General features: G+C 56.0%; 23 protein-coding genes and 1 pseudogene. 4 read left to right on the forward strand and 20 right to left on the reverse strand.

Annotated elements, in window-relative coordinates:
• Window positions 1–68: 68 nt before the first annotated feature.
• Window positions 69–2,273 carry a DUF3604 domain-containing protein gene (locus tag B9Z49_RS07670; RefSeq protein WP_233254555.1) on the reverse strand — a complete coding sequence of 735 codons (2,205 nt, stop codon included), beginning with the start codon at window positions 2,271–2,273 and terminating at the stop codon, window positions 69–71.
• A gap of 74 nt (window positions 2,274–2,347) precedes the next feature.
• Entirely contained in the window at window positions 2,348–3,175 is an 828-nt protein-coding gene (locus B9Z49_RS07675) for a GntR family transcriptional regulator (RefSeq protein ID WP_108352863.1), read from the reverse strand.
• A 1,175-nt stretch (window positions 3,176–4,350) separates the two neighbouring features.
• Between B9Z49_RS07675 and B9Z49_RS07680 the strand changes: the two genes are divergently transcribed.
• Window positions 4,351–4,608, forward strand: coding sequence for a PsiF family protein (locus B9Z49_RS07680; protein WP_108353032.1), 258 nt, complete (start codon window positions 4,351–4,353; stop codon window positions 4,606–4,608).
• A gap of 369 nt (window positions 4,609–4,977) precedes the next feature.
• On the opposite strand, the pseudogene B9Z49_RS07685 reads toward B9Z49_RS07680, so the two are convergent.
• The 9 genes and pseudogenes from B9Z49_RS07685 to B9Z49_RS07725 form a co-directional block, all read right to left on the reverse strand.
• Window positions 4,978–5,121: pseudogene (locus tag B9Z49_RS07685) on the reverse strand (IS5/IS1182 family transposase); the annotation flags it as partial.
• A 184-nt stretch (window positions 5,122–5,305) separates the two neighbouring features.
• Entirely contained in the window at window positions 5,306–5,890 is a 585-nt protein-coding gene (locus B9Z49_RS07690; RefSeq protein ID WP_108352864.1) for a malonic semialdehyde reductase, read from the reverse strand.
• Between the two features lie 80 nt (window positions 5,891–5,970).
• Entirely contained in the window at window positions 5,971–6,888 is a 918-nt protein-coding gene (locus B9Z49_RS07695) for a tripartite tricarboxylate transporter substrate binding protein (RefSeq protein ID WP_158273449.1), read from the reverse strand.
• A 107-nt stretch (window positions 6,889–6,995) separates the two neighbouring features.
• Complete coding sequence (locus tag B9Z49_RS07700; protein ID WP_108352866.1) at window positions 6,996–7,613, reverse strand: nuclear transport factor 2 family protein; 618 nt, start codon at window positions 7,611–7,613, stop codon at window positions 6,996–6,998.
• A gap of 158 nt (window positions 7,614–7,771) precedes the next feature.
• Window positions 7,772–9,004, reverse strand: coding sequence for an MFS transporter (locus B9Z49_RS07705; protein WP_108352867.1), 1,233 nt, complete (start codon window positions 9,002–9,004; stop codon window positions 7,772–7,774).
• Between the two features lie 249 nt (window positions 9,005–9,253).
• Window positions 9,254–10,669 (reverse strand): MFS transporter, encoded by a 1,416-nt coding sequence (locus B9Z49_RS07710; protein ID WP_108352868.1) that lies wholly within the window; start codon window positions 10,667–10,669, stop codon window positions 9,254–9,256.
• Between the two features lie 360 nt (window positions 10,670–11,029).
• The gene (locus B9Z49_RS07715; protein WP_108352869.1) at window positions 11,030–11,242 is read right to left on the reverse strand and encodes a hypothetical protein; all 213 of its coding nucleotides are present in this window, start codon (window positions 11,240–11,242) and stop codon (window positions 11,030–11,032) included.
• Between the two features lie 196 nt (window positions 11,243–11,438).
• Entirely contained in the window at window positions 11,439–12,587 is a 1,149-nt protein-coding gene (locus tag B9Z49_RS07720) for a mandelate racemase/muconate lactonizing enzyme family protein (RefSeq protein WP_108352870.1), read from the reverse strand.
• A gap of 43 nt (window positions 12,588–12,630) precedes the next feature.
• Window positions 12,631–13,467, reverse strand: coding sequence for a phytanoyl-CoA dioxygenase family protein (locus B9Z49_RS07725; RefSeq protein ID WP_108352871.1), 837 nt, complete (start codon window positions 13,465–13,467; stop codon window positions 12,631–12,633).
• Between the two features lie 239 nt (window positions 13,468–13,706).
• Between B9Z49_RS07725 and B9Z49_RS07730 the strand changes: the two genes are divergently transcribed.
• Both B9Z49_RS07730 and B9Z49_RS07735 read left to right on the forward strand, forming a co-directional pair.
• Window positions 13,707–14,066: a phosphate-starvation-inducible protein PsiE gene (locus tag B9Z49_RS07730; protein WP_108352872.1), complete on the forward strand. Its 360-nt coding sequence runs from the start codon at window positions 13,707–13,709 to the stop codon at window positions 14,064–14,066.
• Between the two features lie 99 nt (window positions 14,067–14,165).
• Window positions 14,166–14,618: a CBS domain-containing protein gene (locus B9Z49_RS07735; protein ID WP_108352873.1), complete on the forward strand. Its 453-nt coding sequence runs from the start codon at window positions 14,166–14,168 to the stop codon at window positions 14,616–14,618.
• A gap of 10 nt (window positions 14,619–14,628) precedes the next feature.
• Here B9Z49_RS07735 and B9Z49_RS07740 read toward each other — a convergent pair whose 3' ends face one another.
• Window positions 14,629–15,813, reverse strand: a complete 1,185-nt coding sequence (locus tag B9Z49_RS07740) for a HupE/UreJ family protein (RefSeq protein WP_233254557.1) — start codon at window positions 15,811–15,813, stop codon at window positions 14,629–14,631.
• Entirely contained in the window at window positions 15,810–17,063 is a 1,254-nt protein-coding gene (locus B9Z49_RS07745; RefSeq protein ID WP_108352874.1) for a hypothetical protein, read from the reverse strand. The genes B9Z49_RS07740 and B9Z49_RS07745 overlap by 4 nt, the downstream gene beginning before the upstream one ends.
• Window positions 17,064–17,167: 104 nt before the next feature.
• Here B9Z49_RS07745 and B9Z49_RS21765 point away from each other — a divergent pair, with 104 nt between their 5' ends.
• Window positions 17,168–17,320, forward strand: a complete 153-nt coding sequence (locus tag B9Z49_RS21765) for a hypothetical protein (protein ID WP_158270362.1) — start codon at window positions 17,168–17,170, stop codon at window positions 17,318–17,320.
• A gap of 187 nt (window positions 17,321–17,507) precedes the next feature.
• On the opposite strand, the gene B9Z49_RS07750 is transcribed toward B9Z49_RS21765, so the two are convergent.
• The 7 genes from B9Z49_RS07750 to B9Z49_RS07780 all read right to left on the reverse strand — a co-directional run bounded on the left by B9Z49_RS07750 (window position 17,508) and on the right by B9Z49_RS07780 (window position 25,180).
• Entirely contained in the window at window positions 17,508–18,692 is a 1,185-nt protein-coding gene (locus B9Z49_RS07750; protein WP_108352875.1) for a dihydrodipicolinate synthase family protein, read from the reverse strand.
• Between the two features lie 93 nt (window positions 18,693–18,785).
• Window positions 18,786–19,766: a tripartite tricarboxylate transporter substrate binding protein gene (locus B9Z49_RS07755; protein WP_199225014.1), complete on the reverse strand. Its 981-nt coding sequence runs from the start codon at window positions 19,764–19,766 to the stop codon at window positions 18,786–18,788.
• 58 nt (window positions 19,767–19,824) lie between these two features.
• Window positions 19,825–21,231 carry a mandelate racemase gene (locus B9Z49_RS07760; protein ID WP_108352877.1) on the reverse strand — a complete coding sequence of 469 codons (1,407 nt, stop codon included), beginning with the start codon at window positions 21,229–21,231 and terminating at the stop codon, window positions 19,825–19,827.
• A 17-nt stretch (window positions 21,232–21,248) separates the two neighbouring features.
• Window positions 21,249–22,100, reverse strand: coding sequence for a sugar phosphate isomerase/epimerase (locus B9Z49_RS07765; RefSeq protein WP_108352878.1), 852 nt, complete (start codon window positions 22,098–22,100; stop codon window positions 21,249–21,251).
• A complete protein-coding gene (locus B9Z49_RS07770; RefSeq protein WP_108352879.1) occupies window positions 22,097–23,590 on the reverse strand; it encodes a tripartite tricarboxylate transporter permease in 1,494 nt (497 codons plus the stop codon). Before B9Z49_RS07770 ends, B9Z49_RS07765 begins: the two co-directional genes overlap by 4 nt.
• Window positions 23,590–24,120 carry a tripartite tricarboxylate transporter TctB family protein gene (locus B9Z49_RS07775; protein WP_108352880.1) on the reverse strand — a complete coding sequence of 177 codons (531 nt, stop codon included), beginning with the start codon at window positions 24,118–24,120 and terminating at the stop codon, window positions 23,590–23,592. The genes B9Z49_RS07770 and B9Z49_RS07775 overlap by 1 nt, the downstream gene beginning before the upstream one ends.
• Before the next feature lie 52 nt (window positions 24,121–24,172).
• Window positions 24,173–25,180 carry a tripartite tricarboxylate transporter substrate binding protein gene (locus tag B9Z49_RS07780; protein ID WP_108352881.1) on the reverse strand — a complete coding sequence of 336 codons (1,008 nt, stop codon included), beginning with the start codon at window positions 25,178–25,180 and terminating at the stop codon, window positions 24,173–24,175.
• Window positions 25,181–25,223: the final 43 nt, after the last annotated feature.

Consider the following 25,223-nt stretch of genomic DNA (forward strand, 5'->3'; position numbering starts at 1 on the left):
ACCTCTCAATGGTTGTGGAGTGGATGGGACTTAAACGGTGAGTTGGAAAACATCGCTGATGCGCTGAATTAGCGCAGCAAGTAGGTGGGACTGGACCAGATGAGGTGGCCATCTTCGAGAGTGATGCAAACGTAGAGTGCGTCTTCAAAAACTTTGCTGCGTGGGATGCGGTGAGACAACTTGGCGGTGAAAGCCTTGTTTTCTTCAGGCATCCGGAAGACACGCGCTTGGCGTTTGATGCCACCGCTTGTTTTTAGCACCGTGTCTTCTAGTCCAATGTCGGCCACATTGATGTTGGCCTTTACAAGGCCCGTATCAAACTTCAGCGTTCCTGAAGTGCCTTCTTTGAGCAAAATGTCGGCGCCACCAAAACCACCTGTCGTTAATGCAGACCAAGAGAGCTGGTTGTGTTGGGATTTATGCAATGGTTTGTCGATATTCCAAAGGTTGATGGACTGAAAGCTTTCAATGCTGTTGCCCTCAAACGTTGCTGTCCCGTCCCACACACTTTGACGACCACGGCCACGATACTCTGAGCCTTCCCAGATGATGCGGATACGGCGGCCTAATTGCGGCTGAGCGTAAGGGCGCCAAGTTTCAAATACGCTGGTTCTGTTGCGGATTTCAATGCGTTCAATGGGCGCACCTGCTGATACGTCAATTTCGAGAGTCACACTGTCGTCGTCGCACTGGAGAATGTCACCCATGCGCGCTTCAAGAACGGTGGATATGACGCTTCCGCCTAAATTGGGATCGTCTCCATAAAGTTGTGCTGGCGAGTCGAATCGCACCCTGGTATCCAGGTGAACACGGCAACCTGTGCTTGCATAGTGATGGCGGCGTCGAAGTGCTTCAAACAACGCATCGCGCGATAAGTCCTTGGCCAGCAAACAAGACAGTCCACCATAAGCGCCGAACAAGGATGCGCCTGGATGGCTTGCACCGTGACGGCCCTTGTGGCCGTCTGAATTTGCCAGAACACCAACACGGTAACCTTGGTCAAACGCATCTTCTAAAAGCCACTCGAAGGTTCCCCAGTCTGAATGCAATTCAACGGATCGCTCGATTCGGCCATCATGCGCTACCTTGATGTCGGCATAGCGCCCACCAATATGCGCGAAAACGACGGCGTTTTCGTCCTTAAGGGCCGTGAAGAGGTCTGCAGCGCTGTTGGCATCGGTAGCGACGTCGCTCAGGTCTTCTACCAGCGCATGGTGTGAACGATGGATCTGCCGACCCTCGTCACGGAACATCACATTTCGATCACCACCCAGGCCAGTGTTGCCTGACCACTCATAGCCGGGAAAAATGATGAACTGCCCATCCTTGTTGTATTCGGCGGTGAGGCGGTTGAGCTCTTCCCAGAAAGGCGTGGTGATCTGGAAGTCGTTTCCTTGGTGGCTCATGGCATCCAAAAATGCCTGATCCCGAGCAAATTCGATGAGTTCGCGGGCCGAGTTTGTACCGATTGTTTCTTCCGATTGACCATGCAGATCGGCCCAAAATGGGAGCAGATCGAGTGCTGCTTCAATGCGAAGCGGATTGCTGGTACAAACAATGGTGCCTGCTGCATCACGCACTGTTACACGCAGTTCACCCGTCTGCTCCACGCTCAGGTCACGCAAAGTTGTAGCAAGCCGAGCGTCATCTATGTCAATGTGCAAAGGCAATCCCTTGACGGGCAGGGACGGCTCCAGTAAAAAACGTCCCTTGGTTTGGTGACTTGGGTTGCCCCACTTGTCCTCGCCCTTGAATCCGAAATTAAAGGACTGGCCTATCTTGCGCTGCGTTGGCAGAATGGCCTTGAATCCGACGGGTGGTCCTGCCACAACGGAGATGGTAGGTTGCAAGGGAAGCTCGACATAGTTGTATGTAGCGAATGCATCGACCAGCACCTTGAATTCAAACGTCGGCTCAGTGAAGGTTTGAATGCGTATGCCAGGTGAGCCTTTGCGTGTGTCGCCGATGCGCACTGTGATGGTTTCACCATCGCGCAGGAAGCCGCGCTGTACACGTATAAGTAATGTTTTGTCCCAAGGTCGAATATTGCCCTTCATGTCGTAGCGCAGTTCAAGCACAGCCCCATTGCTGGCTTCGGCCGTGACATAGTTCCAACCAGCTGGATCATTGAATTGCATCTTGCCCATATCACTTGCAAAGCGATGCACGATCTTCAAACTTCCAGTGTCGTCAATGCCGAAATAGCCGGCGGTGTAGGTCAGCGTCAGCGAGGCAAAAGAGCCCGCTTCACAGGGCGTATCGGGCGAAATCATGGCGTGACCCGCACGGTCGTTTAGGTATGTGGAGTGGAAGGCGTTGTTGCGCATATGTAAGAGTAAGCTTGGCTTCAGGATGTTAAAAAAGGTCCGGGTGGATTGAAATCAAATTTCAAGGCATAAGGCGTGGGGGGCACGCACATGCGTTGGAAACTGATGGGCTCATGGCCAAAGCTGCGACCGATAATGTGAACCTGCAGGCCGAAGGTGCTGGGTGGTATCCCCATCAAGGATGAATCTTTAGCATCCAGCTGTGTGACCCAGGCCATTCCTTCTGACTCCAAAGTGGGCGCAGAAAAATCATTGGCCAAAACCTTTTTGAGGTTGGTGTCTTCGAGACGCTTTCCGGCCATCCTCAAAAGCTTTGAAAACCTTGTAGCGGGCAAATACAGCTGACTGGTGCAGGTGAATTTGCTGCCAATGTTTAGGCTGCGGCGAACCATCACAAAGCCTTTTGGGTCCATGCCGAGGGCAGCAGACCAAGGGCCATCCTCGCGCACAAGTTGACGTTCAAGGATGGTTGCGAATACTGGCAGTGCAGGCCCGCCACCGGGGGGAAGAAAGCGAAAATGCCATGAGTCCACAATGGGACGCCGTATGCTGCCTACGAACGTGCCATGGCCTTGTCTGCGCACCAGAAAGCCCTCGTCCATCAAACGCCCCAGGGCCTTTTGAGTTGTTCCAAGGCTCAGGCCAAGCGCCTCACTGAGTTCACGCTCTCCCGTGACCTTGGTGCCCACGGGCAATTCGCCGGCTTCCACTGCACCAATGATGGCTTGACGAAGGCGCGCATGCTTTGGCATGACAGTTGCTGAAGTCTTGTACCTGACAACAATGAAGGACGATGCGGGTTGCATGAGGCTCATATTAAAGTTCATGTTGAAGCCCGTCAATGGCATTAGAGCTATATAGCTTTAAGGGCGCTCCAAGTTGTTCTTGCAAGAAGCGAAAAGAATTCAAATGACTTGTCCCTCGGGGGCCGTCACTGCAATCCTTGAGGATGCTTTTTCCTGATTGCCGACAATTTGAGTCAATTAATGCACAGCTACTCCAACCAGCCAACGAAATATCAGGTGTGTGCCAGCGGTGCACGCTGTCTTAGCGTTATTGCAGTGCCGGTCCTGCAAGGATGCTGTGAAAACCGTACATGGCCCAAAGCAGCCATCGAGCGTCTTGCGAATTGGGCGCTCGGATTTCAGTGGCAACGATCGGCGTTCTTCCGTTGACCTTGACTTTGACTGATGCTTTGTATGTGCGAATCAAGTACTTATCCTGATCAAAAAAAGACCTGTCCCATTTATCTTATGGGCAGAGGACTTGATCCAAGCAAGGAGCTGCATGCCTAGAGGGTCAGTTTTCGGTCGGCTGCAACAAACTGCGGTTCGATCAGCAGCGGCTCAAAGCCCTCATCAGGTCTTGTCGTGCTGAAAAGCCCCGTGGCCGGGTTGTAGAAACTGTTTTGGATGGCTTGCAGAAAAACCTTGATGAATCCAGAACCGGGGACGGTCTGGATTTTGATGGTTTGCTCTTGTAGCTGGATGTTGGCATAGCTGTTCTTAGGCGTTCAAGAAATTGACGCGAGGCAACCCGACCATGGCACAAAAGTTTGCCGACCTAAAACCTGGTGAGTAGAGCGTTTAAAGGCTTAGCCTGAGTCTAATGGGATTCGATAAGTTCGCTGGTCTGACCTAAAGGTCATGGGTCACCCCAAGCCTTTGTCCACATGTGCTCCAAACCCTCGCGTAGTTGGTACTCAGGAATGACGACACAAGAAATGGCATAAATTTTGCGTTAATAGATATACTTAAAATATAAATAAAGATAATTTTGTTTAAATAAATGAGCTTTTTTACAAGGGATATGTGTTGCCGCCGACCCGGATTTGACCAAGTGTGCCGAAACTCAATGAGCAGCCATTAAGCAAAAATAAAATTGTCTATGCAGGTGTCCGGCTATCTCCCTTGGTCAGTCAAAAGTCAGCTCCTCGTTCAAATCTGCCTCGGCGGTTAGATGCTCGTCATCACCAGGTCATCGAGGCGCGTATCATGGATGCGTCATTCAAATGGAGCTTCAAATGATCAAATCCACCGTCATCCTCGCCGCTGCATTCATCAGCTTGAGCGCCTTCGCTCAGGCCCCCGCAGCCGCATCAACATGCACCGCAGCAGCAGCCGAAAAGAAGCTTGCCGGGGCCGCGAAAACAGCGTTCATGAAGAAGTGTGAAAGCGACGCAGCGGCGACGTGCGAATTGGCCGCCACCGAGAAGAAGCTCGCAGGCGCTGCAAAGACCGCCAACGTGAAGAAGTGCACCAAGGACGCGGTTGGCGGCTAATTACTTCAGATCGAGCTTGGCCTGACGGGTGCCGTTTGTCTTCACGAACGTGAAGCGAAATTGCAGGCTGGTAGTGAAGGAGGGTGGCTTACGGGTTTGCGCACGAGCCCAAGAAGCTGCGCCACTGCCACCGCCTGCTTACGTTTGTGCGTGTGAAACTTGGTGTTAACAGTCCGCCGCTGGTTACGCACGGCGATGTCCGAGGCGAATTGCTTTCGAACATGGCGCTATTGGAATAGCCCTTCGCCAGTAATTGAACGGCCCGAACTTACTTGCGCCTGAGCGGTAACGCAATCTCTAACAGCAGATAGAACGCGTCAAAGGTATTCATCAGGCGGCGGACATAGTCGCTGAGGACTAGATCACGCTGCGACCGCGTCCGGCCACTGGATAGTGAGGCTCGATGACCTTCAGCAGTGCGATCCACGGCACCACCTGCTCCATCTCTACGAGGAAGACCTCACGCCGGGTCTTTTTCCTCTTACCCGCGTACTCCGCTTCCGAAAAGCTGATCTTTGAGCCCGGTGACAAGCTCAGGGTGTTGGGAAATTTTAAAATTTTGTTGATGGGTGGCTTTGCCACTTCAAGATGCCATTTGGATCAGGTGATTTTTCAATTCAATGATTGAAACGACTATGTGCATGTGACTTTTTCGCTTCTGCTGGCATCTGAGGTCGAAACGAATGCGCTGATGTTTTCAGATGACCGTACATGCTTGTTCGAAGGACAAGCGTGGGTTGCGCTTGAACTCCTTGCTGCGATCGGCATAACCCAGATTGATCAGAAAATTTGCACTGCAGCGACCGTCCGCAAAGAACTCAGCATTGACCTTGACCAAGTCAACACCACTCATTGGGCCACAGTCAAGACCGACGGCACGTGCTGCAAGGAGGAAATAACCGCCGCCCAAGGTTCCGTTACGGATTGCAGTGTTTGTGGCCAGGGTGGTGTTACTTTCAAAATTTTCTTTTGCACCAGCAACATGCCAGATCTGCGGCATGTGCTCATAAAAACGCGTATCGGTGGCAACGATGACCGTTACAGGTGCAGACCGGGTCTTTTCCTGGTTCCCCGGGGAGAGGGTCGGCATGAGTCTTGCCTTGGCTTCTTCGGTGGTCAGGAACACGTAGCGTGTGGGCTGGGTGTTCATCGACGTGGGTGCCATCTTAGACAGGTTATAGACCTCTTGTAACAAGTCCAGCGGCACTGGTTTATCGAGGAATCCGTTGGCCGTTCGGGCCTCGAGAAACAACTGGTCAAGGGATTGCTGTGCGATTTTCATGGTTAAACATTCTTCAAAAAAATTTATCAAATCCCGTTGGTCGATCTTGCCGGGAATTTATGACATGTTGTTGAGGTACTTCAGTCAGCTTTAATGCCGATGTCTCGCACGAGCTTGGTCCAGCGTTCAACGTCTCTCTGGACCAATGCTTTGGTCTGCGCGGCATTCAGGTTCAAAGGCTTGCCGCCACGGCTGCGAAATAGGTCTTGCAAATCAGGCTGTGAGATCAACTTGGTCAGCTCGTTGCGCAAGCGATCTTGAATGGGTGCAGGTGTTTTGCTGGGGACGAAATAGCCAAACCAGGACTCAAGGTCCAGTTGTGCTACCCCGCTTTCAAGGATGGTCGGAACGTTGGGATGAGCCGGATTACGCTCGGCACCTGACAAGGCCAGTGCTTTCACTTTGCCACTGTCTACCTGGGGGCGTGCAGTGGATGAGAGATCGAAAAATAGGTCGATACGTCCACCCAAAAGGTCTTGGTAAGCGGCCTGTGCACCTTTGTAGGGGACGTGCGTGATGTCGGCACCACTTAGGTGCCACAGAGCTGCAGCCAATACGTGCTGCCCTGAGCCATTGCCGGCCGAGGCGTAATTCAGTTTGCTCGGATTGGCTTTAGCGTAAGCAACCACCTCCTTGAGCGAGTTAAAGGGCAAATCGTTACGCGCCATTAGGGTGTAGCTGTAGCTGACTGCGATGCCTACAGGCTCAAAATCCCGCAGGCTGTCGTAAGAAAGCTTGTCATAAAGCCCCATGTTGAGAGCGATGTTGGAAACCGAGCCCATGAGGAGTGTGTAGCCGTCAGGATCGGCCTTGGCCGCCGCATCCGTTCCCACCAGCGTGCCCGAGCCGGGGCGGTTCTCCACGACCACGCTCTGGCCGATTTGCTTTGCTAGTCGCTCGGCCAGGGCACGAGCCACAAAGTCAAATCCTCCACCTGGCGGCTGAGGCACAATCACTTTCAAAGGCCGGTTGGGATAAGCGCTTTGCGCCCAGCTCATGGGTGCCAGGCTGGTCATTGCCAGCACAGGGACAGTCATTGCAAGTTGTCGGCGATTCAGGGTTGTCTTGTTCATCATTGCCTCCTTTTTGGAAAATGGATCGGTGCTTAGCGTTGGAGCTGTCCACCTGAAAGCCAGTGCGCACCTCGCTTGTAAAGCTCCTCGACAACTTCCCCCTTGAGCATGGGCATGTCCATTTTGACGTTGTACCCGATACGAGTCTGGATATAGGCAAGGTGGCGATAACCTTCAGGAAAGGTTGCTAATACTTTCTGATCAAGATTGAGCACTGCAGTCGGGTCAACAGGGTCGATGCGGTCCTTCTCATAAATGGGCTGACGGTGAATTAGCTTCCATTGCCCTTCATGGTGCGTGACGAAGTCATAGAAGCGCCCAGTGCAGACCACATCGCAGAGGACGGGACCATTTTGGCCTTCGACCATACCGCGCTGTGAAATAGTCATTTTGGTTTGGGCGATGGCACGGTCACCGGCGACCTCGATTGCGGAACCCCCAAGAAAATGCAAAATGCTGACACCTTTGGCCCACCCTTCCTGGGTAACGCGAATAAAGTCAGCATAGGCCCCCTGAAACCAAGTGGCCATCATCACGCCCTCTGGGTGCCAGACCGTGGCAAAACGATCCCAATCGCCCGCATCTCGCCATACGGCCCAACGCTCCACCATCCTGCGAATTTGCAACTCGTCGTTTAAGGTTTCATTCATATTTTTTCCTTTCTCGCAAATTTTAAGGTTGCTCCCTACGACCACGATTTGACCAGCTGGAGGGGGTAGTGCCGATTTCCTGTGACTAAGCACGATGACCTTGCACCCGCCGCTGGGTGCGCGATATTAGCCGCCATTGACGCTGTGTATCCGCATGTTCAGGTCTTCTCGACTTTCGGTTGAGGCTGGGTTTGAGGCTGTGCTTGAAGCTGTGACCTCGCCTTTGCCGGTAAGCTCAAAGCCATCAGTGCGCCCAGCAGGTTCACGCCAGCGGCAATGCGCATGGCTTGGTCATAGCCCTGAGTCTGGTCGTACAGCCAGCCCGCCAGCACCGGCAGACTGATGGCCGCGATGCACCAAGCAATATACAACTGCCCCGCAACCCGGCCAAAGGCATTGGGATGCCAGTAGCGCGCAATGGCACCTGCCGTCAGACCCGAAATGAAGCCATAGCCGCAGCCGATCAGTGTCATGGACAGTACCGCCATGCCCGGCCCCGGCCAGCTCAATAGCAGGCACGAACCACTGAGGGCGATCAGGTGGGCCATGCAGGCCACGCGAGGCACCGCGAAACGATCAATGAGCCAGCCCCCACCAATGCGAGCAGCAGCAATCGCACCGGTGATGAACGTGGTGCCTCCCAGCGCAAACAGGCTTTTTGCGCCATAGGCCTGCAAAATGCCAGCGGCCTGGCTCATCACCATCAGACCCGCCGAGGCTGCGAGAAAGAAAACAGTAAACAGACGGGCAAACAAGCCCCAGTGGCGGGCCTCGCTGTCGGCTGCACTTGCGCCAGGATCTTTCATGCGAACCCGGGCACGATGCCAGAGCATTGCAGCAATTGCGCAGCAAGTCAGCACCGTGAGGGCAAGACCGACCAGGGTTGCGCGCAGACCGAACGCCTCGATGGCCCAGCCAAAGACCGGTGCGCCCAGCATGGCACCCATGGGATACAAGCTCACCACGTAGCCGTTGGCCAGCCCGCTCATCGGGCTGATGGTCTGATTCAGACCCTGCTGCATCATGATAAAAACGACCCCGCCGCCCATTCCGAACAGAACGCCGTAGCCCAGCAGCAAATGCTCGATACCCTGTGCGGCGGAGGCGATCAGCAGGCCAGAGGCGCTCAGTGCGCCGCAAACCAGCAGCAGGGGCACAGGAGCGAAGCGACGGTAAAGGGCGGGTCCGATGAGCATGCCGATCGTGAGAGAGATCGATGCCATGGAAAACACGATCGCCATCTCTGCCCGACCGATACCGAGCAGCGCCTCCATCGGCTTGAGGAAGACCGAAAACGCATAGACGGTGCCGAATGGAAGATTCACCACAGTGGCCGCCGTCAGGACGAGGGCCCCTCGGCTGATGCCTCGTGAGGTGGGTAAATCGCTCATCGCTGCCCCGCGAGACGGGTCCGATCACGACAAGCGAGACCCAGCCGATTGGACAAAACAGGATGGGGCATGCGTCGCATTTTCATTTTCTATTTAGAGTGCCAGTTTATCCGACTGAATGAGGCGGGCATGCTTATTGATGGGGATGACTATGGTAAAAATCAGCAATAAAAAAACCTGAGCTTTTGAACTTTGGCGAGTAAAAAATATCAGGTGAAGGTATTTTTTTTCTGCGCCATTTTGGCCGGATTACTTGCTCACTACAGAGGTTGACTCGACCGTGGACTCGGTCGACTTCCTTTTCAGCCCGAACGCCATCAACAGCATCACGAGCATGCTCAACCCCAGGCCAAGATAAGCATGGCCAAAGCCTGTCAGCTCGCCGCCATCCAAGTCAGCAATGGCACTGATGCAGGTGACAGCCAAGAGCGTCCCCACGGCATTGAAAATATTGATCAGTCCTTGGGCTGTGCCGCGCAGCGCCGGCGGCGCCTCATCAATCGCAATGGTGCGCAGCGCGCCGCTGACCACCACACCCAGGCCAATACCGACAAGCACAGACGCCACCACGAAAGCGGTAAAGCCGGTCTGAGGCACCGCGCTTTGCAGGTAGCCCAGTGTCAACAGCCCGAAACCAAAGATCACCATGTTGCGGGCACCCAGACGGTTCAGCAGCCGCCCAGCCGCCATGGAGCCCACCATGGAGCACAGCACCAGAGGCAACAGTGCCAGCCCCGCATACTCAACGCTGACCCCATAAGCCAGCGTGGCGATGGTGGTCAAAAATACAATGCCACCCATGGAGAACCCCACGCCCAGCGTCAGCACATAGGCAAAAGCCAGTTGCCGGTTTGCAAACAGGTCAATCGGAATCAGCGGTTGTGCTTGGCGTTTCTCAATGATCACCAAAGCGGCCAACAGTAGGCCACTGGCAGCCAAAAACCAAGGCCACAACAGCATCCCGGTGGCCGAGTCCGGCAGGCGTGAAATACCCAGCACCAAACACAGCAGAAACAATAAAGTCACGGTGATACCTGTCAAGTCAATGGGCCCAGGTGACGCTAAGCTGTGCTGGCGGGGCAAGCTACGAGCACCCAACCACAGCACAACCAGCGCGACGGGTAGGTTGACCAGGAACAGCCAGCGCCAGCCCAGCGTGGAAGTGAGCACGGTCGCCAGTGGCGGGCCGAGCACAAAGGCCATGCCATGGGTGGCGCCAATCAGCCCCAAAATACGGCCCCGCCGCTCGGCGGTGAACACATCACCAATCACGGCGCTGGCCACCGGCGCAATGCCCCCTGCGCCGATGCCCTGGATGACACGGCCGACCAGCAGCAGGTCAAAGCTGGGTGCAGCGGCGATGCACAGAGAGCCGAGGGCAAAAAGCGCCACACTGGCAAGATAAACCGGACGGCGGCCATGGCGGTCGCTGAAGTAAGCCATCAGCGCCGTGCTACACAGCGAACTCAAAGAAAAAACGGTCGTGAGCAGCCCGGCAGTGCGGTTATCGATGCCAAAGGCTGCTCGCAATGCAGGCAAAACCGGTCCCACGATGGCTGAATCGAGCGCCGCCATGAAGACGCCGATAAACAGCACCTGCACCAGGCGGCGTTGTGCTGCATCAGCAGCAGGCAAGGGAGTAGGGGGCTGGGTCTGCTGGCTCATCAAAGTGACTGAATTGGGCTGATCATTTATTCGTTGCTTGCGCACTGACGTGCAGCGTAATCGACGCCATCAGCCTCTTCAGGCCAGGGCAGTGCGTTGATGCGACTCAACTGGGCGGGTATCCACACACCCACATTATTGACGGGAATGCGGGTCGTTCAGATAACCCACGCAACAAAGCCAGCACCATGGGTGCTTGGAATTTAAAGCGCTTCGTACAGCCGCGACAAGAAGTCTCTCAGGATTTTTTTTGCATGTCGTACGCGTTCGATGGAGAGTTTTGCTGCTGGCCAATGGATGAAAATTGCCCAGCTGGGAGCGCCAGCGTCAGTAGGATCAAAGCGACGATGGTGGCAAAACTTACTCAGACTTTGGGGGCATGCAGTCCCCGCACATGAACATGCGTTGATTGATCATCATCTTGAAAACGCCCAATGCCCTGGGCTTGTGCACCCCGCATTTGTAGCAACTGATCGAGGACATGTTGGCAGAGTCTTTGAAGGGCGAGCCACCTTCCTTGCTCTTGTAGCGCAAACCGTCTGTGGCGATTTGGGATTCTTGATTGTTGCTCATGAAGGCATTTTGGACCTGAGCTGAAATAAAAGCTACGTTTGTTTTTCTGCGCTCTACTGTCGCTGGCAAGCGAGGCATGGAAACAACACGCTGCAGGGATGATGGATGCCCTCTGATTCTGCAGAAACTCTGATTTCGAGTGGACGACTAACACCGTTTAACTGCCCAGATACATGTGTTGATTGACCCATGCCATTCAACAAGATCGGTAACGTTCAATCACGCTGCGGTCGAGCTCAACGCCAAGCCCAGGTCCATCCGGTATCGTCACCCATCCGTCATGTTGTTGAATGGGCTGGGTGATCAAATGTTGTCGAAAAGGATGAGAGGAGCAGTCAAATTCCAGTACAGGCTCCTGTGCGAACAAGGAGTGATGTGTGACTGGTAGCGCTGCAATCAGTTGCAGAGATGCCGCCTGTGCAATAGCCGATCCCCATACATGAGGATTGACCGCAACGCTGTGTGCCTGCGCCAGCGTCACGATGTGGCGCGCCGCACTGATTCCACCGCAAGAACAAAGGTCTGGTTGAGCAATGTCGACGGCGTTTGCAGCAAAAAGGTCTCGATAGCCGAACAGCGTGTGCTCATTTTCACCGCCTGCAATCGGCATCGTTAACTTCGCGCGCATCTCCGAATACCCCAGCAGGTCCTCCGGGACTACGGGCTCTTCGTACCAGCGCAAGTTGTAGCCATCAAGTGCACGACCGAGGCGCAGCGCCTCCGCGCGGCCGTAGGCATGGTTCGTGTCGATCATGAGCGTGATGCCACGACCATCGATGGCATCTCGGATGGCTTGCATGGACTTGATGTCGTCGTCTACGCCGTAGCCCAGCTTGACCTTCATTATCTTAAAGCCCGCTTCGTGGTGACGAATGGCCTCGTCCGCCAGTCGTCCCGATTCACCCTGACCTTTGATGCGATAAAAGCCGGTTGCATAGGGCTGAACGCGCATTCTGAACGCGCCGCCCAGCAAGACATGGATAGGGACGCCATGCGCTTTTCCGGCGATATCCCAGAGCGCGATGTCGACGGCGCTGATTGCAGCGATCACCGAGCCTTTGCGGCCGTAGTCGCGTGTGGCGTGGTACATCTTGTGCCATAGCACTTCGGTATCCAATGCGTTGGCGCCCAGAATTAATGGCTTCAATGCGTGTTCTATAGCAGCCGCTGCAATTTCTGGCGGCTCCAAGCCCTGTGCGAACGCTTCGCCCCAGCCTGTAATTCCCTCTTCGGTCAACACTTCCACCAGTGTTGCACTGCGCTGGCGAACCCAGCCTTGAGAAAATGCGAATGGTTCCGCAAGCGGGCTTTTTAAAACATGAATCCGGATGTCGACGATCTTCATGGCGCTGCTTTATAAAAAATAACCGGGTCAGTTTTAGAAAACTTTATTTGATCGTCCGATTTAACTCTGGCGGATTGGCTGACTTTTCCCGAAATTCATCGATGCCGCTGGCAAATTTCACGCCTGCTCGCTTGATCGCGCCATCGTCGACCTTGTCGAGCGGCGTGTAAAAAGGATGGTGATGCTCCAGGTAGGGGTTGTTGCGCGCAGCGTTGTAGCAGTGCAGCACAGTCCAGCGGCGATTTTCTGAACGATTTTGGTCTGAGCGGTGCAGCACGTTGCTGTGGAAGAACAGGCCATCGCCGGGCTCCATCTCCGCATATTCAATCGGCATCAGCTTGAGCATCTCTGCAACCCGCCTTGGATCGGCGCCTACCTGCTCTCCAGGCAGCACGCCATGCTCGATGCGGCCACACTGGTGCGATCCCTTGACAACCTGCAGGCAGCCATTCTCGCGCGTGCTGCGATCGAGCGCGACCATCACGCTCGCCATGTAAGGGAATACGCAGCCATTGTGATACCAATAGCCGTAATCCTGATGCCACTCCCATGCCCCGCCTTCGAACGGTTCCTTGGCCGTCAGCTTGGAGTGGTAGTGATACACCTCGCCGCCAAGCAGATCCTCCATGGTGTCAACCACGCGATGCGAACGCGCTGCAAGGCCATAGACGCTGTCGCCCGGATGATTCCAAGTCGCCATTCGGGTCGATTTGCCCGATGAATCGTTGCGGTCGTACAAGCGGCTGCGCATCGAGGCATCGTTCTCTATTGCCGTTCGCAGTATCGCAATTTCTTCATCATCGAAAAGCTTTCGGACCATGATGTAACCATCTTGATCGTACTGAGCACGCTGATTCGGTGTAAGGATAGAACCTGGCATGGTGTCTCCATGAGTTTTGTAAATTCAATCACTCGCGTTCATCTGGCAGCGCCCATTATTGCTCAAAAATTAAGCAGGATGTTGGATTGGGGACGGCTCAAAACGGACAGTGGTGTTCACTTTGACTTCGGTGGCGGCCATCGGCTTGCCAACGCAGATTTGACCAAGGGTGTCGAAAATCAGGGACAAGCAGATTCGTCTGATAATGTTGAAACTAAACCACTGCGCAGGAGAGTTCGATGTCGATAAAACGAATCATTGATGTGACTGAAAAGTGTTTTCTGGTCATCATCGCCCTTTTTACGGTGGGCGCCATGGCACAAGAAGTCATGGTTTTGATCGAGCAGCGCAGCGTTGCGCTGAAGGACTTGCTGCTCATGTTCATTTATGCGGAAGTTTTGGGCATGCTTGGCGCGTTCTACAGCAGTCACCGAATCCCCATCACCATACCTTTGTTCATTGCCATGACGGCTCTGAGCCGTCTGATCATTCTTCAGGGCAAGGACGGAGACCCCTCCATACTTTTGTATGAAAGTGGCGCTATTTTGCTGATTGCGTTGGCTTGTTGGGTGATTAGCCATTTGAATGACCGAAATTAACTGCCAACTCTGTGGACGAGTGGGGCAACGCCTGCAAAAATTCCAAGCGTGTGAGAAAATTATTTACATCAGCAACAGACATCCTCAACAGGCATCTTCATGACCAGCGTAAAAACATGCTTAGCGCAAAAGCCCCAACCCGTCGTCGTCATCAGCGTCAGGCCCGATGAAAAAGTGGTCGTTGCCCTGCAACTCATGCGGGACAACCGCGTTCGGGCGATCCTGGTCATGAACGACGACAAGTTGGTCGGGATACTCACGCAGGGCGACTGCGCCATCAAGGTGCTGTTACCGGGCCTGGATGCCAAGCAAGTGCAGGTCAAGGAAGTCATGACGGTCGATCCGGTCTCGGTCAAGCTTCAGGACCCCATTGAGGCCTGCACGGGCTTGATGGCCTCTCGCAATTTTCGCCATCTGCCCGTCGTGGAAGCCGGGCGGGTTGTCGGCGTGATTTCGATTGGTGATGTCGTTAAGGACAGCATTCGCCAAATGGGTCAGCAAATCGGTTTTTTAGAAACTTACATCAAGGGACACAGCGTCGAGATTTCCTGACAAAACCACATCACGCCAGCCAACCCATGCGCTGAAGTGTCCAAAATGTGCCCAAAACTACGATAGTCACCGAACCGCCGACGACCACTACCCAACGGTAAAACGCGGTATAGCGCAGCAACCATGCCATGGGCAGAAAAACACCCACAATGGCCAATTGACCCAGTTCCACCCCCACGTTAAAGCCTCCCAACGCGGCCATCAAAGCGCTGGCGGGCAAACCCAGATCAAGCAACACGCTGGCAAAGCCGAAGCCATGCACAAGACCAAAGACAAAAGCCAGCCGCCAGCGCTTGAGTGCACTGAAACCCAGCAAGTTGTTCAACGCGGCCAACACCACTGACAAGGAGATGGCTGGCTCCACCAGATCGGCTGGCGGGGTAAGCCAGCCGGTAATGGTCAGGCCCAGCGTGATGGAGTGCGCCAGCGTGAATGCGGTGACAACGGCCAGCACATCGCGCAACACGGGTCGGGCCTGCGTGGCCGCACGCCAGTGCATGACGCGTTGGCGTGAGGACTGCAGCGGGGCCAGAACCAAAAGGCTCAGAAGAAAGACGATGTGATCGATACCGATCCAGATGTGCCAGACCCCCTCCAGCACATAGCGTCCAAATACGCGCAAAGGACGGCTGTCGTTGGCACTGACCTGGGCTTCTGGCCTCTCTGGGCTGAGCAGCGCACTGCTTTGGTAGTCAGGAAAATCCACCCGAAGCAAGCCCCGATGCAAATTGTCCTGCGCAAAAATCAAGTCATACCGAAGCTTCATGGTGGTTCGGTCCGCCGAGCCCAAAGCAGCAGGACACAACGGGGTCCATAAAGCACTCAAATACAGGCCGTCGGCATGTTGACTGGCTTTCAAATCGGCCTCGCCCAAGGGGCAGCTTTGGCCCGCAGCGCTCAGCGCAATGCCCTGCAACAGCCAGGCGTTCAACTCCGCAAGGCGAGACTGGGTCTCGGCCCAAGTGACTTGGCCATCACGGTTGCCGTCCAGGTCAAAGATCAAGTCAAGGTCACGCAAGTGGATATCAGCGCGCAAGGTCAGTTGCTCAGAGGGCATGCTGAGCGTGAGGTAGCTGTTGCTGCTGGAGTGCGCCCACAAGTTGCCTGCGAAAAACAGGCTCCAAAACACCATGCAAGCCATGGCCGCATGGCGCAGTGCTGGCAGACTGCCGGGGTATGGCCAGCGCGTATTCATGAACGCGGCCCCGACCAACGGGGGTGCGCTTTGAGTTGCTGCATGAGCGGCCCCAAATGCGGGTCGGTGTAGCCCGTTTTTTCTGCCCAGATCACCACGGGCTCTGCCGCCCGGGGCTGTGCAAGCGCCAGCGCAGCTTGCGCAAACAGCAGCGCATCAGGAGGTTCTTTTTGCAGCTGCCAGTTTTCAATGGAAAGGGCCAGGCCCGCGGCCATGTCTTGACCATAGGCAATCTGGTAAATCAATTTTGGACGCTCAATCAGCGACTCCTGCCGCAGCGCTTGTGCTTTCAAACGCGCAGCCATCTGGCTGGCCAATCGGGTTTCATCGGCGTCTTTCAGGCTGCGACAGGCCAGCAGGGCTTGCATGAGCAGCGCATCGGTGAGGCTGCCCAAGTCGCGCTGGTTCATGGCCATCGCTTTGGCCTGAATGAAGCGGCCTTGTTGATTGAGTAACTCGGCCAGTGAGAGTCTGAGCAGGTGGGACTGCGAGCTGACCTTGAGCCGTTCGCTCCAAACGGCGATGGCCAGGGCAGGCTGCCCAGCCACGCGGTGTGCTTCGCCCAGGTGAAAGCCCAACCAATCTTGGGAGGATGCATCTTGGTAATTGGGTGAACGGACAGCCCGGTTCAGCATTTGCACGGCTACCAAGGGCTGTCCGGTGCGGTAGAGCAAAACAGCGCGGTAAACATCGGCTTCTTCTGCGCCGAACAAACGCTGCATCTCTTGCGTATCTTGCTGCGCGGAGTCCATATCAGCCAGCAGTAAGTGGAGGGCAAAGCGCCAAGACCAAAACTCGGCACGACGTGGCTCCAAGGCAATCGCCTTATTGATGTCTTTCAAGCCCGCATCGAATGCGTGAAAGCCCTGCTTGACCAGCCCTCGCAAAAAAAGGCCGTCGGCAGGCAAGCCTTCGGCCAGCCACCAAGGTTGCAAAGCCGCTTTGGCCGAGCCGAACCAACGCAAATCGCCCTCGGACAGACCCAAGGTGAATACGGCGCGGGCATAAGCCAGAGACGCGTTCAGGTCTTCGGGGCGCGCGCGCCAGTCCTTGTCCAGTTGACGCAAGGCAGCCTGACGCCCCCCTTGACCATGCACCGAAGTAGCCAAGACAACGGCAGACGCGGCAGGCGAAAACCGCTCTTGTGCCCGAACTGAATTGACCAGCGTCCCCAGGATAAAAATCCAAGCAAGGGCCACTGACAAGCAGGTCTTGGCAAGTGCTTTTGCGTGCGTCTGGCGTTTGTCCATAATCAGCGTGTGCCTTTGATACTTGCTAAGATATTTTCGTGTTGGTTAACTCTGACACGTGATTTTGGCTTTTAAATTCAACCTCATACCTCGAAGGTGTTTCTATGAAAATCGTGATGACCGCTCTCGTTTCGGCTTTCATGCTGATGTCGGCTCCTTCCTTCGCTGGCAGCCATGGCGGCGGCAAAATGGACGACAAAAAAGTCGACTGTTCCAAAAAGGAAAATGAAAAGAATGCTGCTTGCGTTAAGAAGTAATCTTTATGCAGCTAAGAAAAAACCCCTTCAGAGGGGTTTTTTTACGCCTTGAATCGCCCTGGGCCTATTCACTCAGGAGGCTGAGAACTTGTTTTTTTTGCCTGAAGTGCTTGTCTGCCTGGCAACTTCGACTTTGCGGACAAATTGACCAAGATGCCAAGGCATCGTCAGTCACCCATGACCAGGTTTATTCCACACCGTGGATGGACATCAGAGCTTTCATTCGATGAACAGCCAATTCGGGATGCTCGAAAAGGTTGGCCTCATCGGCCAATCGGAACAACTCTGCCAGATGTTGAACTGAACGCGTGCTTTGCTGCCCGCCAATCATGCTGAAATGGCTTTGGTGACCGTTGAGCCAAGCCATGAAGACCACGCCCGTTTTGTAGTAACGTGTTGGTGCCATGAAAATATGGCGTGATAAGGGGACCGTAGGCCCAAGGATCGCGTGAAATGTATCCAGCTTGCCTTCAGCCAGCGCAGCCAGTGCCGCACTGGCGGCTGGTGCAATCGCGTCGAATATGCCCAGCAGCGCGTCGCTTTGCCCATTGACGATGTCAGGTCCAAAACCATCGCCCGCAATCAGTTCGGCATAGTTGAAGTCGTCACCGGTGTACATGCGCACGCCGGATGGTAGGCGACGGCGCATGGCGATTTCCTTGTCTTTGTCGAGCAAGGAAATTTTGACGCCATCTACCTTTGCAGAGTGCGCTTGAATGATGCCTAAGGCTGTGTTCATAGCTTGCGCTAAATCCGTGCTGCCCCAGTAGCCTTTGAGCGCAGGGTCAAACATGTCGCCCAGCCAATGAAGCAGCACGGGTTGTTTGACCTGACTCAAAATTCGGTCGTAAACGCGCTCATAGTCTGCGGGGCTCTTGGCCACACGCGCCAGTGCCCGACTGGCCATGATGATGAGTTTGCCCCCCAGCTTTTCAATCGCCTCCAATTGTGCTTCGTAGGCTGCAATGACTTCATCGACACTGGTGACATCGTCCAACACCAGATGGTCTGTGCCGCAGCCAGAGGCTACTTGGGATCCCGGTACATCCTGGGCTGCATCCAGTGTGCGACGGATCAGTTCCAATGAAGTTGGCCAGTCCAGACCCATCCCACGCTGCGCGGTGTCCATGGCCTCGGCCACCCCCAGGCCCAAAGACCACAAGTGGCGTCTGTAAGCGATTGTGGCATCCCAATCCACCGCACATTGAAGCCAAGGGTCCACCGCGGCCAGTGGATCGGACACCACATGTGCGGCTGAGTAGGCCATGCGGTTGAATGGCGCATGAAACTTGGGTTTCAAAGGTGCGCTGCCGCGCAGTTTGTAAGTTTCCAGGCCACCCATAGCGGTTGGCAGATTCAAAGTCAAGGTCACAGCTTTGCCTTTTGGTGAGGGTGTAAACGTATTTGAAAAAGGCCGTGCATCAAAAGTTCTGGCGGATTTGCCAAGGCTGTTTGGCGTTGGCGTTCATGGGGCAGGTGAGAGCCCTGCAGCTTTCACCAGCACCGCGTTGCTTTTGATTTCATCGCGTATATAGGCGTCAAATTGATCGGGTTTCATGGTCCAGACATCAGCGCCCAAGGTGACAAAACGCTCTTTTACTTCGGCAGTTGCCAAGGCCTTAACGACCTCTTCATTCAAGCGGTTGACAATGTCTTTGGGCGTTTTCCCGGGGACCATCATGCCAATCCAGAAATTGAATTCTGAGCCAGGCACGCCGGCTTCTGCAGTGGTCGGCACTTGCGGCAAAGCACTGGCTCGCTTGGATGAGCCGACGGCCAATGGGACCAATTGACCGCTTCGAATTTGACCTATGACGGGCGCTATGGGTGAAAAATAGTAATCAACACGACCAGAGATGACTTCGGTCACCGCCTCGCCGGAACCCTTGAAAGGAATATTGGTGGCTTCGATTTTTGCTGCCAATTTGAATTTTTCAGCATTCAAATGCGTCGCACTGCCTTGACCAGCAGATGCAAAATTCATTCCCCCTGGCTTGGTGCGCGCAGCAGTGAGCAATTCTTGCAGCGTCTTGATGTTCTTGGCAGGCGACATGACCAGCACATTGGGTGTGCTGGAAATCGGGGTCACGCCTGCAAAGTCGTTGACCGTGTCAAATGGCAACTTGGCAAAGGTCGAAGGACTGACGGTGTGCGATGAGGAGTGAATCATGATGGTGTAGCCATCAGGTGCAGCCGTGGCGACCGCTTGCTGACCGATGGTGCCGCTTGCGCCTCCACGGTTCTCAATGACCAGAGCTTGCCCCATGCTCTGGCTCATTTTGTCTGAAATCGCGCGGGCAATGATGTCGGTCGTGCTGCCAGGCGCAAATGGCACGATCACTCTGATCGGTTTGTTGGGATAGGCCCCTTGAGCATTGGCGTTCCATGGGGCTAGCAGCGCCATGCAGGTCATGGATATCAGAGCTGTTCGTTGAGATGTTTTCATGATGTCTCCAGTGGGTTGGCTTAATCCGGCACGGGTGTTGCAATGTTGGGCTGTTTTTTCAGAGGGGTCGCATGGCAGAAAAATCTGGCATCACAGCACTGGCGTAGCCGGGCGCATTGAGCGATGCGATGTGGAGCTGGCCTTCGCGGATGCGCAGGCGGGCAGCGCCGTGGCTGTGTTCGTACAGGTCGGGGTGGGCCTGGCAAAAGGCGGCTTGCTCGGCTGCTGGACGCGATTGGAGGCCGTTCACATAGTGGTGCCCATTGCGCTCGACATGGGTCACGCCAATCAGGTTGACCAAGGCCAGGTCTTGCTGCACCGACAAACCGGCTTGCACCGTCAGGTCTTCGGCCGACATGAAATAGCGCCCTGGCGTGGACGCTTCTTGGTTCCAGGCGACGCAGCGTGCGGCATTCAGCAGCGAGCGATACACCCCTTTGCAGGTTTTGCTGGAGATGCCGGTGTAGCCCCGTTCGCGGGCCATCACAAAGGTGTCGAGCAGGCCATCGGATTCGTCCACGATGACGGGCATGCCCAGGTCCATTTTGTTCAGGTCGATGTCCATCGCGTGCAGGCGGTTGATGGGTTGTTCGATGAACAGGATGCTGGCCACCAGCCTTTGCAGGGCGGGTTGTGCGCGCATGCGCGTGAGCAGTTCGAGCAGTTGCTCGGCGCTTTGGTATTGCTCGTTGCCGTCCAGCGTGGCGTGGTAGGGCTCAGGCAGGCTGTCCAGCACCGAGGCGATGGCGCAGAGCCGATCAATGTCGGCGTCGATGCGGCCGCTGACCTTGAGTTTGTAATACCGGTGGCCGTAGACCTGCAGCACTTCTTGCAAAGTTTCGGGCAGTCCGTCGTTGACGGGCTCGGTTACGTCTTGCCGCGTGATGGCGTCGAGCAGGCCCACGGTGTGCCGCGCGTGAAGTGTTGTGGCTGGCTTGAGGCTGGCCAGAAACGGGGCCATGTTCAAGCCCTGAAATGAGGGCATGCGTTCGTCGATGCCGAGGGTGTTGTGCTGCACGGCGGCATAAAACGATTGGCCCAGGCCGCGGCACAGGGCGTCGATCAGGGCGCGGTCAATCAACGCAGGGCCGTAGTTGGCCAACAGCGGGTTGAGGTTTTCTGCGGCGCAGGCGCGCAGGTGGGCTTCGTGGTGGCGCGCAAAGTGGCCAAAGGCGGTGTCGGGGCTGCCATCGGCCAAGTAGGCGGCTTGTGCCAGTCGCAGCACACGGCGCTCTTGTTCGAAGTTGTCTTCGTCGCTGAGCTGGGTGTTTTTGTCAAACCATTTGGGCACGATCATTTCGGCCGAGGCGCCCCAATGGCTTTGGCCATCGGGCATGACGATGCGGGCCCGCACAAAGGCCTGAAAACACTGGCGCAGCGTGACCACGCCAAAGCGAAAGGGCATGCGCAGGACCACCGGAATTTCAAGCAGTTCAATCTCGGCAATGCGAAGGCTGGGTTGCATGGGGTGTGTCTCGGGTTTCAGTGCGAAGGTGACGTAGGGGTCGCTGCGTTTTCCAGCAGGCCCTTGAGGTAGGCGGCTGACCAGGCGGCGCAGCCGGGGCCATCGGGGAAATAATCAAACGGCTCAACGGCCACCACACCGCTGTAGGCCTGCCGCTGCAGGGCCGCCAGGATGGGGCCAAACGGCATTTGGCCCTGACCGGGGGCGCGGCGGTTGGGGTCGTTGACCTGCACATGCGCCATGACGCCCTGGGGCATCCACAGGTCGATGAGTTCGGGCATGGACAGGGTTTCGGCCAAACCGGCCGAACTGGTGTCCAGCATGGTTTTGAAAAACGGGTTGTCGATCTGTTGCACCACCGCTGCGGCTTGGGCCACGGTGTTGATGAGCGGGGTTTGGTCGGCCGACAGCGGCTCCAGGCAATAGGTTACGCCAAAGCTTTGCGCGGTTTGCGCCACCTGGGCCAGCACGTCTTGCGCCAGGGCCAGGGCCAGGTCATGGGTTTGCCCCGGATGGATGCTGCGTTGTTTGGGCGAGCCATGTACCAGGTAACGCCCGCCCATGGCGGCGCAAATTTCGCACAGGTGTTTCAAAAAGTCGGTGGTGGCCTGGCGAACTTGGGCGTCCGGGTGGGTGATGGACAAGCCTTCGGGTTTGACCAGCAGCCAATGTAAGCCGGTGACCGCCAGACCATGATCTGCTGCCACCTGGGCATATTGCCGAGCCTGGGCGGTGGTCAAACTTTCGGGGTTGTCGGTCAGGGTGAAGGGGGCAACCTCTAACCCCATGTAGCCCATGTCACGGGCCATCTGGCATTGCGCCGCAAACGGCATGGGTGCCAGGACTTCGTTGCATAGGGCGATCTTCATGAGCTTTGGCGCTTTAAAAAGTTTTTCATAAAAGGCGCGCGCATCAGCAAGATGATGGCGATCAGCGCAAAAATGGAACCGGCAATTGGGCGGGTGAAGAAGGGCGTCAGATCGCCATCGGACAGCACCAACCCCCGGCGCAGGCTTTTTTCCATCAGGTCGCCCAACACAATGCCCAAAACCAGCGGGGCCACCGGAAATTTGTATTGGCGCAGCACATAGCCCAGCACACCAAAGAACAGCATGGTCCACACGTCAAACAGGCGTGAGGACAGGGCGTAGGTGCCGACCACGCACAGCACAAAAATCATGGGGACGATGAGGGTGGTGGGCACGCGTAGCACCTTGACCAGCAACTTGGTCAAGACCAGGCCATAGATCAGGATGCCGATGGTGGCCAGCAGCATCATGGCGACCACGTCGTACACAAATTGGGGCGACTCGAGCATGATCATGGGGCCGGGTTTGACGCCGTGGATAAGCATGGCTGCCATCAGCACCGCAGCCGGTGCCGAGCCCGGGATTTGCAAAGTCAGCACTGGGATGATGGCCCCGGGCACGCAGGCGTTGTCACCGGTTTCGGCCGCCATCAGGCCTTCGATGGAGCCTTTGCCGAATTTTTCTTTTTCCTTGCTGGCCCGTTTGGCGGCGGCATAAGAAGACCAAGCGGCTACGTCTTCGCCGACACCCGGGACAATGCCGATAAAGGTGCCAATGATGCCGGATCGCAAGATCGTGCGCCAGTACTGAAACACGTCCTTGAGTTTGGGAATGACGGTGTCAAAGGGGTTGATTTTGGGGACGGGGCGCCGCTCTTTCATAGCCACCAAAATTTCTGCGAAACCAAAAGCACCCACCAGCGCGGGCACCAATGAAAAGCCACCGGCCAGGTCGCGGTTGTCAAAGGAAAAGCGCTCGAAGGCATGGATGCCGTCTTGCCCAATGGTGGCCACGAACAAGCCTGCAAAGCCGCAGATCCAGCCTTTGAGGGCATCGCCGCCGGTCAATGTGGCCGAGATGATGACGCCAAATACGGCGAGCCAGAAAAATTCATAGGCGCCGAATTTGAGCGCAACGTCCCCCAGCAAGGGCGTGAACAGGGCTAAAAAGAACATGCCGATCAAGGTGCCCAGCACCGAGCCAGTGGTGGCAATGCCCATGGCACGGCCCGCATGTCCTTGGCGGGCAAGGGCATAGCCGTCCAAGCAACTGGCGGCCGAAGCCGGGGTGCCCGGGATGTTGAGCAAGATGGCACTGCGGCTGCCACCGTAGATGGCCCCCACGTAGGTGCAAATCAGGATCAGCAAGGCCTGGCTGGAAGGCAGCTTGATGGTCAGCGTGGTCATGAGCGCCACACCCATGGTGGCGGTCAGGCCCGGCAGGGCGCCAATGATCACACCGACCAGCGATGAGGCCAGCGCCATGAACACCGATTCGAGCGTCATGAACGACGCCAGCGAGTGCCCGAATGCAAAGAGTCCATCAAACATCAAGGCAACCTGACTAAAAAGATGTATTCAAAAGAAAGGGCCACCAGCACGCTCCAGCAGCCGCCGTAGATGGCCGCGCGCACCCACTGGGCAGTGGCCGATCGGCCCATTTCGATTTGCCGTTGACGGTCCAGCACGCCAATGAACACGGTGATGAACAAGAAGGTGCCCAGCATGAAAGGCAGCCCGGTGCCTACCAGCACCAGCGCATAAAACAGCGACCAGCCAAACACCAGCGCCATGTGTCGTAACAAGGGGGTGTCTTGGACTTTGGCCAAGGCTGTGGGTGATTGCCAGCCGCCCTGAGCCCAGGCCCGAATGAAGAGCACCACACCCAACACCGTGATGGCGCAACCCAAAAAAAAGGGCACCAAGCCTGGAACTTCATAGGGGTTGATGCTGAGCTTTTCGAGCCGGTCCATGCGCCAGGAGCCGATGCTCACCGCCAAGCCAAATGCCACCCACAGCACCGCTGCGATCAAGTCCGCGCGGGGTGACACCACTTCGTCTTCTTCTACTTCCATGCTCATGGCAGGCCTTTGTCAAAGTGGGGCAGGTCAGCGCCTGCCCCATGTGGTGCCGTCAGGGTTTGGCGATGCCCACGGTGTCGGGCGACACCTTGGTTTTGCCACCGTTGTGCAACAGCCAGGCGTTGGCCTGCACGGCGGGGAAGGCCGCCGCTTGTGCGGCCTCACCACTGGCGGGGCCAAAGAAGGCGCCCCGGTTCACAGCGTATTTCTTGATGGCTTCGTTGTTGGCGATCTGGGTGGTCCAGATGCGCTCGACCGTGGCCACCACTTCGGCGGGCACACCTTTGGGAATAAAGATGCCAAAGTAGTTTGCCGGAGCCTTGAAGTTGGCAAGGGTCTTGGAGATCGGCTCGATCACGCCATGACCCTCAATTTCGAGCGGCTTGTCCGACACCGTGGCCAGGGGGCGCAGCCGTTTGCCGCGAATCATTTCGGCTTGCTCGACGGCCAGTTGTGAGGTGGCATCGGTCTCGCCGGACACGGTGGCGATGACGGCTGGGTTGCCGCCGTCATAGGTGACATGGCGGTACTTGTTGCCCGTGACGGCCACGATGGCTTCCATCGCGTTGTGCCCCCCCGAGGTCACGCCGGCCGTGGCCACCTTGATGTCGGATTTGGTTTTCATCGCATCGAGAAATTGCCCGATGTTTTGATAGGGTGTGGACGGGTTCACGCTGATCACGGCGATGTTGGCCACATGCAAAAACAGGTGCCAGTCTTTGATGCCGGCATTGAGCATGCCCAGGGCCTGGTAGGTGCCCAGGTCTTGCGCCGCGCCTGCGGTCCAGGTGTAGCCATCCCGAGGGGCTTCCCAGGCGTTCTTGCTGCCAATCGAGCCCGAGGCACCGGGCTGGTTGACCACCACGATTTTTTGACCCAGAGTTTTTTCAATCTCGGCCGCTGCGATGCGGGTGATTTGGTCGGTGGAGCCACCTGCGGCCCAGGGAACGATCAAATTGATGGGTTTGTTGGGTTTCCAGGTGGCCTGCGCCATGGCGCTGGCGCCTGTGCCCAGGGCCAGTCCCAGGGCGATGGCTTGAATCAATGTCCGCTTTTTCATTGCTGTCTCCTCATTTCATGGATCAAAGTTTAAAAACAAGCTG

This window comes from Limnohabitans sp. 2KL-51 (genome assembly GCF_003063645.1).
Classification (GTDB): Bacteria; Pseudomonadota; Gammaproteobacteria; order Burkholderiales; family Burkholderiaceae_C; genus Limnohabitans_A.